Source organism: Phyllobacterium sp. (assembly GCF_037994425.1).
Taxonomy (GTDB): domain Bacteria; phylum Pseudomonadota; class Alphaproteobacteria; order Rhizobiales; family Rhizobiaceae; genus Phyllobacterium.
In genome coordinates this window covers 1-7667 of record NZ_JBBNAM010000188.1, presented here as the reverse complement: position 1 = coordinate 7667, position 7667 = coordinate 1, and the positions used below count along the sequence as shown (strand labels likewise).

Genomic DNA, 7667 nt, shown 5'->3' with positions numbered 1-7667 from the left:
GTCCTGAATTTTCTGACCGATTCGAACGCTATGCCGAGGATGCTTCTAGTGAGCAGCTACGTGAACGTTGGGGCAAGGTTCTGGCGTCAGAAATTAAAAAACCTGGAACGTTTTCCGGCAAGGTGTTGCGAGTAATAGACGAGCTTGATTCCCAGACGGCGAGCCTTTTTGAGCGCCTGATGCAGTATCGTATCAGAGAAGCACTGCTTAAACCGATAATGCCTGAATTGAACTTTGCTGACACACTGGCCTTAGTATCTGCAGGCTTGATTGTAGAGCCAGGACTATCGGGGCACGTAACCGAATGGACCGAAATGCGAGACAACCAAGGCTCGGAGCTTTGGGTGTATGGTTTTGGTAAGTTTGCCCTTGGGCTGAAGAAAGATTCTCCCATTACGTATGGCACTGATGCCCCTATTGAAGAAAATAACGGCAAGCCTGCCAATCCAGTGTTTCTCTTGACCGACGTTGGGCGGGCACTGAGTACGATAATATCCCAAGATGAAAGTAAGGCAGGTTTTCAGTTTCTAAAGAAGCTGAAAGGCTATCAGCCTACCGAGGGCGTGAGATTCTACGTACACGACGGTGGAAACAATTGGAAATTGCTGCCCACGCCCGAATAGTTCTTCTGAAAAAAATCAAAGGTAATCAAACGTGGCACGCGGTGGCAAGAGGATGGGGGCTGGGCGCAAGCCAGGAGCTTCTACAAAGCGAACGCGCGCAATTGCTGACAAGGCATCGGCCGAAGGCTTAACGCCGTTGGAGGTCATGCTGATGGCAATGAACGAGTGCGTCAAAAAGAAAGATTTGGCTTGCGCAGCTTCGTTCGCCAAGGATGCCGCACCCTACATGCATGCTCGCTTGGCCGCCGTGGCGCATACCGGACCCAAAGGCGGACCGGTACAGATCGCTGACATCACTCGCCTCAAGGGCATGACTGAACAGGAGCTTGAAGTTCTTGAACGTGCACTTGTCCAGATTGGAATTGCTGAAGGCGATCAGGACGGAGCGGGAGAGCCGGAAGACTGAGGAAGAGCGCAAGGCTGAGAAGGTTACTCTTCTCGCCTCGCATCTGGCATTCACCAAGAAGTTCTTTCTGGAAAAGGAAGGGCAGCCGTTCTCGATAGCACCATTTCATCCGGTGTTCTGCGACACGATCGACAAGGTGCTTTCCTGTCAGATCAAACGGCTGATCATCAATATCCCGCCAGGGTATGGTAAGACCGAACTCGCGGTGGTCAATCTGATCGCCCGCGGCTTTGCGATCAATCCTCGATCACGGTTCTTCCATGCCAGTTATGCGCAAGCGCTGGCTCTCGACAACTCGTCCAAGGTCAAGGATGTCATCAATCTGGACGGCTACCAGGCCAACTGGCCGATCCGGATGCGGCTCGACACCAATGCCAAAGGGCTGTGGCGCACGACCGATGCTGGGCATCTGCGCGCCGCGGCCTCGGGTGAGCCGATAACGGGCTTTCGTGCTGGTATCCTCGCAGAGCCAGGCTTTACCGGGGCACTGGTCATCGACGATCCGCTCAAGCCGGACGATGCGAGTTCTGACACGACGCGCAAGTTTATCAACGAACGTTGGGAGAACACTTTTCGGTCGCGCCTCGCGCATGAGGATGTGCCGGTCATCGTGATCATGCAGCGCTTGCATGTCGACGACTTCGCCGCGCACCTGATGGAGAACTCGGGCGAGCATTGGCATGTCCTGCGGCTTCCCATCCTCATCGATGGCGCCATGGAGCCACCGCCGGGTGATGTGACGGTGATACCTCATGGGCTAACCAACGGGCCGTTGTGGAGCGAGAAGCACAACCTTGAGCAGATCAAGGTCCTGCAGAATGCCATGCACGTCTATGCGGGCCAGTACGGTCAGGATCCTGTCGTCGCCGGCGGTAACCTATTCAAGACCGAAGCGCTCGGCGAGTATGACGAACTGCCGAAACTGAAGTGGCGGGCCATCTACGTCGATACAGCGCAGAAGACCAAGGAGCGCAACGACTATTCAGTCTTCGAGCACTGGGGCGCTGGGTTCGACAACAAGGCCTACCTGATCGATCTGGTCCGCGGCCGTTTTGAGGCGCCGGAACTGGAAAAGACAGCGCTGACCTTCTGGGCCAAGGCCAAGGGCATGGATGCCGGTCGATATGGCAGCCTGCGCAAGATGGTGGTGGAAGACAAGGTCTCCGGTACTGGGCTGATCCAGTCGGTGAAGCGCAAATCCATACCGGTCATCGCCCTGCAGCGAGACAAGGACAAGTACACCCGCGCGCTGGACGTGGTATCGGCAGTTGCCTCGGGCATGGTGGTGCTGCCGAAGTCTGCATCGTGGAAACAGACGTTCATATCGGAATACGCCGCGTTTCCGGACGGCTCGTTCGACGACCAGGTCGATCCGTTCATCGATGCTGTCGACGAGATATGCGGCGGCTCGAACTACACACTCGACAACCTTTGAGGACATCCATGGCTTGCTCTTCCTGCGAACAGCGCCGGCGCATGCTGGCTGACGCGAGAAAGAACGGGCTTAAGGGTGTCGTGAAGGCTGCGCCATCTGTCGTCAAGCATGTGATCCAGAACCCGCCGAGCATCAGAAAGCCAAACCGCAATGGGTGAAGTCGTGAAGCTCAAGACCGACGGTCTGACATCGCTGGTCGCCGGGTTAAACGATCCGCTGCGCGACAAGATGGCCACGGCTTTCTATACCGGTCAGTGCTTGACCGATATTGAGCTGCTGAACGCCTATCGCTTCACTTGGCTCGGTCGCAAGATCATCGACATTCCCGCCATGGATACTGTCCGCAAGGGTAGGGACTGGCAGGCGGATGATGAGCAGATCGGATTGATCGAGAAGGAAGAGAAGCGGCTCGGATTCTGGCAGAAGCTTTATGAGGTTCAGGTCAAGGCCCGCCTGTGGGGTGGTGCCGCGCTCTATATCGGTACCGGCGACACCGACCTGATGCAGCCATTGGATGTCGAGCGCATCAAGAAGGGCGGTATCAAGTATCTGACCGTCCTCAACCGTCGTGATGTCACCGCGGGCGAACTCGACCAGAACGTCACGTCGGAATGGTTCGGCAAGCCGTCCTGGTACGAGGTCACTGGTCAAACCACGTTCCTGCGCATTCATCCATCGCGCTTTGCCATATTCATCGGCGCCGCCCATCCTGATCCAATTCTCGGCGGTGCCAGCAATGGCTGGACCGGCTGGGGTGACAGTGTCCTCGAGGCTGTTGTCACCGCCATGAAGAATGCAGATGCCACGGCGGCCAATATCGCCAGCCTGGTGTTCGAGGCCAATGTCGATGTGTTCAAGACGCCTGACTTTATGTCGAGCCTTGCTGATCCTGAGTATGAAGCCCGGATCATCCGGCGTTTCCAGCTTGCGGCAACGATGAAGGGTATCAATCGTGCCCTCGTCATGGATGCCAGCGAGGAATATGAGCGCAAGACCATCAGCTTTTCCACGCTTCCCGAGGTCATGCAGACATTCCTGCAGATGGTGTCGGGTGCGGCGGATATTCCGGTGACGCGTCTTCTCGGCCAATCTCCGGCCGGTATGTCAGCCACCGGCGAGAGCGACATGAAGAACTATCATGATCGCGTCTCATCGATGCAGAACATGGAGATACAGCCATCGATCTACCGGCTTGACGAGTGCCTGATCCGCTCGGCATTGGGCGCTCGGCCCGAGAAGATATTTTACAGCTGGTCACCGCTGGAGCAGATGAGCGAGAAGGAACTCGCCGAGATCGGCAAGTTGAATGCGGAGACCGCGAAAACGCTCGTCGATGCTGGTCTGTTCACCGGCCAAGAGCTGCGCACCGTCGTCACGACACAGTTGGTAGAGTCGAGCTTCTATCCCGGTCTCGATCAGGTCGTCGCTGAGACCGGCGAAGACTTCGATCCTGACTTGGGTGGCGAGGACGAGGAAGAGACCGACCCGGACACCCAGCAGCAGGACAGCAACTGAGTGATGATGCGCTATAAGCTGGCGTCGCTGGCCAAACGCCCCAAGGGAGTTGCCGTGGCGCTTCCGGCGATCAGCGCAAGCATCGGAGCCGAGACGGCCTACCTCAAGGCTCTACGAGCTGCCTTGCGGGAAATGGCGACGCATACCCGAGAGATGATCATCCCGGTAGCCGAGCGAGAGATAGCTGCTACAAAGCGGATGACGGTCGATATGACCGAGCATGACTTCACAACATTGGAGGTCATCACCAGTAGGCTGACGGCCAGTGCATCCGCGATGGTGCGCCGGATCCTCAATCTGGAGGCGAAGCGGCACACCGACACCTTCATGGCTTCGGCAAAGCGGGTGCTCGGTATCGATCTTGCCGCAGCGGTTCGACATGAAGACTTGATCGATTATCTCGACACCGCCACGGCTCGAAATGTCGGGTTGATCAAGGGCTTGCTCGACGACACTGCCAAACGGATCAAAGGCAAGGTGATCGATGTGGTCATCAACAGTCGATCGGCAACCGTACTACGAAAAGATCTAACCGAGCAGTTCGCATTATCCGACCGGCGGGCCAAGCTGATCGCGCGGGACCAAATATCAAAGCTCAACAGCGATTTGAACCGGATTAGGCAAGTTCAGGCCGGTGTCACCTCATACGAGTGGATGACGGCCCACGATGAGCGAGTGCGGCCGCTGCACAGGTCGCTCGACGGTGTTGAATACAAATATGGCGAGGCGACTGGAGCAGAAGGCGGATTGCCGCCCGGTCAGCCTATCAACTGCCGGTGCATCGCACGCGGCATTGTCAAGTTCTAACTGTCGCGGAAGAGCGTCTTTAGATCAACCGGAATGCTGATCGGTTCGGGAAGATGCTCAACCTGCATCTTGTAGTCGTAGGGGGCGCACCACCGATAGACCTGAGAATGCCGGAGATCGGCGATCTCATCCTGGCGTTTCATATGCAATTCGAGTTCCTCCACTCTCATCGAGAGGGTGAGGAGCATCTGTTTAAGTTCGCGGAATTGCTCGTCGGTCATGGCAGTGGTTGTAGCACAGTGGCCGACTGGTCTCTAGCTCTCGCCGCGGGCGTCATCCTCACCAAGTGTGAAGCCCCACTGGTACGCAGTAAGGCTGATAGCAGTGCTGCTGTTCGTTGGAATTGTGGGGACGACATCAGGCTTTAGTGACTGGTACCCATCGAGATAGCCTTCGCTAAAGGTCTTACGAGGGTTCGCTGGAATGTTCTTGGCGATCGACATGGCGCTTCCTTCAGCGTTAACCGGGAAATAATAACATGCAATTCACCGATTCAGTAACCGTCGCGGGAACGCGCCGCCGCGAAGACGGCTATCTCGTCGCCGATGCCAGGATCGCGCGCACGGGAATCCAGACTTATCTCGGCATCGAGGTGGGCAAGTCGGATATGTCCTTGGTCAAGGTCTATCGGCCAGGCACGGAAGTCTTTGCCGACGAGACGATGAAGAGCGCGGCGCATCGGCCTGTCACCAATGACCATCCGTCAGCGCCGGTCAGTTCCAAGAACTGGAAAGAGCATGCTGTCGGGCAGACCGGCGATGAAGTCTCGGGTGAGGGCATCTTCATCCGCGTTCCGCTGATGGTTAGCGACGAGACAGCGATCAACGACATCGAGGCGGGCAAGCAGGAGCTATCCGCTGGGTATACCTGCGATCTCGACTTTACCGCCGGCACCACGCCCACGGGCGAAGCCTACGATGCCATCCAGAAGAATATCCGGATCAACCATGTCGCCATCGTGCAGCGCGGTCGTGCCCGTCCACAAGTTCGCATCGGCGACGGTGCGTACGCATGGGGCATTGCCCCGATCACTTCCGACGAAGAAATGAAAGGAAACAGGTCAATGACGACCAGAACCATCACTGTTGACGGCCTCTCGGTCGAGTTGGCCGACAAGGACGCCCAGATCGTACAGCGCACGATCGACAAACTGACCGCGCAGGTTGCCGATATCGAGGCATTGAAGACGAAGACGGAGGCCGATCTCCTCAAGACGGTCGCCGCCAAGGATGCAGAGATCGCCAAGAAGGATGCCGAGATTGACGACCTCAAGGGCAAGGTGCTCGACACGGCTGCCCTCGACAAGCGCGTCCAGGACCGCGCCGATCTGATCACCACGGCCAAGGCAATCGCCAGGGATGTGAAGACTGAAGGGCTGACCGACAGCGCCATCCGCAAGGCAGTTGTTGCCGCCAAGCTTGGCGATGAAGCGGTGAAAGACAAGGCCGACGCCTACATCGATGCTCGCTTCGACATTCTCGCCGAAGATGCGGCCAAGAACCCGGGCGATCCCTTCCGCAATGTCGTCGCCGATGGTCTCAAACCCAACGGTGCCGCCGCTGATGTCAACAAGGCCCATGCCGACATGGTCACTGGCATGACTGACGCCTGGAAGAATCCCGTGAAAGGAGCCGCATAATGCCTGCCGTCCAGACAACTTATAGCGCCACTCATGCCCGCTGGATTGAGGGCATGGTTCTCAACATGGAGCCGTCCGACGTCGTCACCCGCCTCGCGGAAGACGTCGAGGGCATCGGCTTCGGCAAGGTCGGTGTGCAGGGCACGGCTGACAACCAGGTCGTGGACTCTGAAATCACCGTCAAGTTCGTCGGTATTGCCGTCCTCGACGCAACGCAGCCCACAGGCAAGTACGAGCAGTACTCCAACGTGGCGCTGATGAAGAAGGGCGTCATCGTCGTGCAGGCCTCGGTCGCCGTCGCTGTCGGTGATCCCGTCTATTACGTTCCGGCAACCGGCGTTCTCACCAACGTTGCATCCGGCAACACCCTCATCGCGGGCGCCCAGTGGGATACCAGCACTTCCGGTGCTGCTCTCGCCGCGCTTCGTCTCGGCTAAAAGGAGCGATCTCAATGAACGCAATAATCATGAACGACGCTCAGCAGGTCGCGATGAGCTTTCTCATCCGTCAGGCCTCGCTGATCGAGCCTACGGTGTATGCGATCAAGTACCAGGACATCCAGTATCCATCCCTGATACCGGTCGACACCTCGGCCCCTGAATGGATTCAGTCCGTCACTTACTTTTCGATGGATTCGGTCGGCGCCGCCCAGTGGTACAATGGCAATGCGCACGATGTGCCCAAGGTTGAACTGACTCGCGAGAAGTTCGAGACCTCGGTCAGCATGGCTGCCATCGGCTACGGGTACAATCTTGAGGAACTCGGCACTGCTCAGCTTCTCGGGATGAACCTCAACTCCGACAAGGCCTCGGCGGCTCGCCGCGTGGCTGAAGAGAAGATCGAGGCGGTTGCCTTCGTCGGTGATACCGGCAAGGGCTATTCCGGCTTGGTCAACTCGTCGACACCGACTGCCACCACGGCGCCGGCCGATGGTAGCGGATCGTCCACCACGTTTGCATTGAAGACACCTGACCAGATCCTGCGGGATATCAACGGCCAGTTGACGGGCATCTTCACTGGCACAATGGGCGCGGAGATCGCCGATAAGCTGCTGTTGCCGTATTCGGTCTTGCTCGACATCTCGACGCGCCGCATTGATGCGGTCAATCAGACCACGATCCTCGAATGGGTGAAGAAGAACAACATCTACACCCTGACCACTGGCCAGGAACTGACCATCCGCGGTGTGTTCGGCTTCCTCGATACGGCCGGCTCCGGCGGCACCAAGCGCATGGTGGCCTA

At 57.5% G+C, this 7667-nt stretch carries 9 protein-coding genes; 8 read left to right on the top strand and 1 reads right to left on the bottom strand.

The window, feature by feature from the left end:
• From AAAB35_RS13440 to AAAB35_RS13420, 5 genes are all read left to right on the top strand, one after another.
• Positions 1-623: DUF2806 domain-containing protein (locus AAAB35_RS13440; protein WP_340668775.1), on the top strand; the 623-nt coding region annotated here is incomplete at its 5' end.
• A 151-nt stretch (positions 624-774) separates the two neighbouring features.
• The gene (locus AAAB35_RS13435) at positions 775-1029 is read left to right on the top strand and encodes a hypothetical protein (RefSeq protein WP_340668774.1); all 255 of its coding nucleotides are present in this window, start codon (positions 775-777) and stop codon (positions 1027-1029) included.
• Positions 971-2464 (top strand): phage terminase large subunit, encoded by a 1494-nt coding sequence (terL, locus tag AAAB35_RS13430; protein WP_340668772.1) that lies wholly within the window; start codon positions 971-973, stop codon positions 2462-2464. Before AAAB35_RS13435 ends, terL begins: the two co-directional genes overlap by 59 nt.
• 150 nt (positions 2465-2614) lie before the next feature.
• Positions 2615-3979 (top strand): phage portal protein, encoded by a 1365-nt coding sequence (locus AAAB35_RS13425; protein WP_340668770.1) that lies wholly within the window; start codon positions 2615-2617, stop codon positions 3977-3979.
• A 3-nt stretch (positions 3980-3982) separates the two neighbouring features.
• The gene (locus AAAB35_RS13420) at positions 3983-4786 is read left to right on the top strand and encodes a minor capsid protein (RefSeq protein ID WP_340668769.1); all 804 of its coding nucleotides are present in this window, start codon (positions 3983-3985) and stop codon (positions 4784-4786) included.
• On the opposite strand, the gene AAAB35_RS13415 is transcribed toward AAAB35_RS13420, so the two are convergent.
• Positions 4783-5007 carry a hypothetical protein gene (locus AAAB35_RS13415; RefSeq protein ID WP_340668768.1) on the bottom strand — a complete coding sequence of 75 codons (225 nt, stop codon included), beginning with the start codon at positions 5005-5007 and terminating at the stop codon, positions 4783-4785. The two genes, AAAB35_RS13420 and AAAB35_RS13415, sit on opposite strands and share 4 nt — an antisense overlap.
• Positions 5008-5264: 257 nt before the next feature.
• On the opposite strand from AAAB35_RS13415, the gene AAAB35_RS13410 reads away from it, so the two are divergent.
• From AAAB35_RS13410 to AAAB35_RS13400, 3 genes are all read left to right on the top strand, one after another.
• A complete protein-coding gene (locus AAAB35_RS13410) occupies positions 5265-6425 on the top strand; it encodes a DUF2213 domain-containing protein (RefSeq protein WP_340668767.1) in 1161 nt (386 codons plus the stop codon).
• Positions 6425-6862, top strand: coding sequence for a capsid cement protein (locus AAAB35_RS13405; protein ID WP_340668766.1), 438 nt, complete (start codon positions 6425-6427; stop codon positions 6860-6862). Before AAAB35_RS13410 ends, AAAB35_RS13405 begins: the two co-directional genes overlap by 1 nt.
• A gap of 14 nt (positions 6863-6876) precedes the next feature.
• Positions 6877-7667 (top strand): major capsid family protein (locus AAAB35_RS13400; RefSeq protein ID WP_340668765.1); only part of this gene is annotated, 791 nt, incomplete at its 3' end.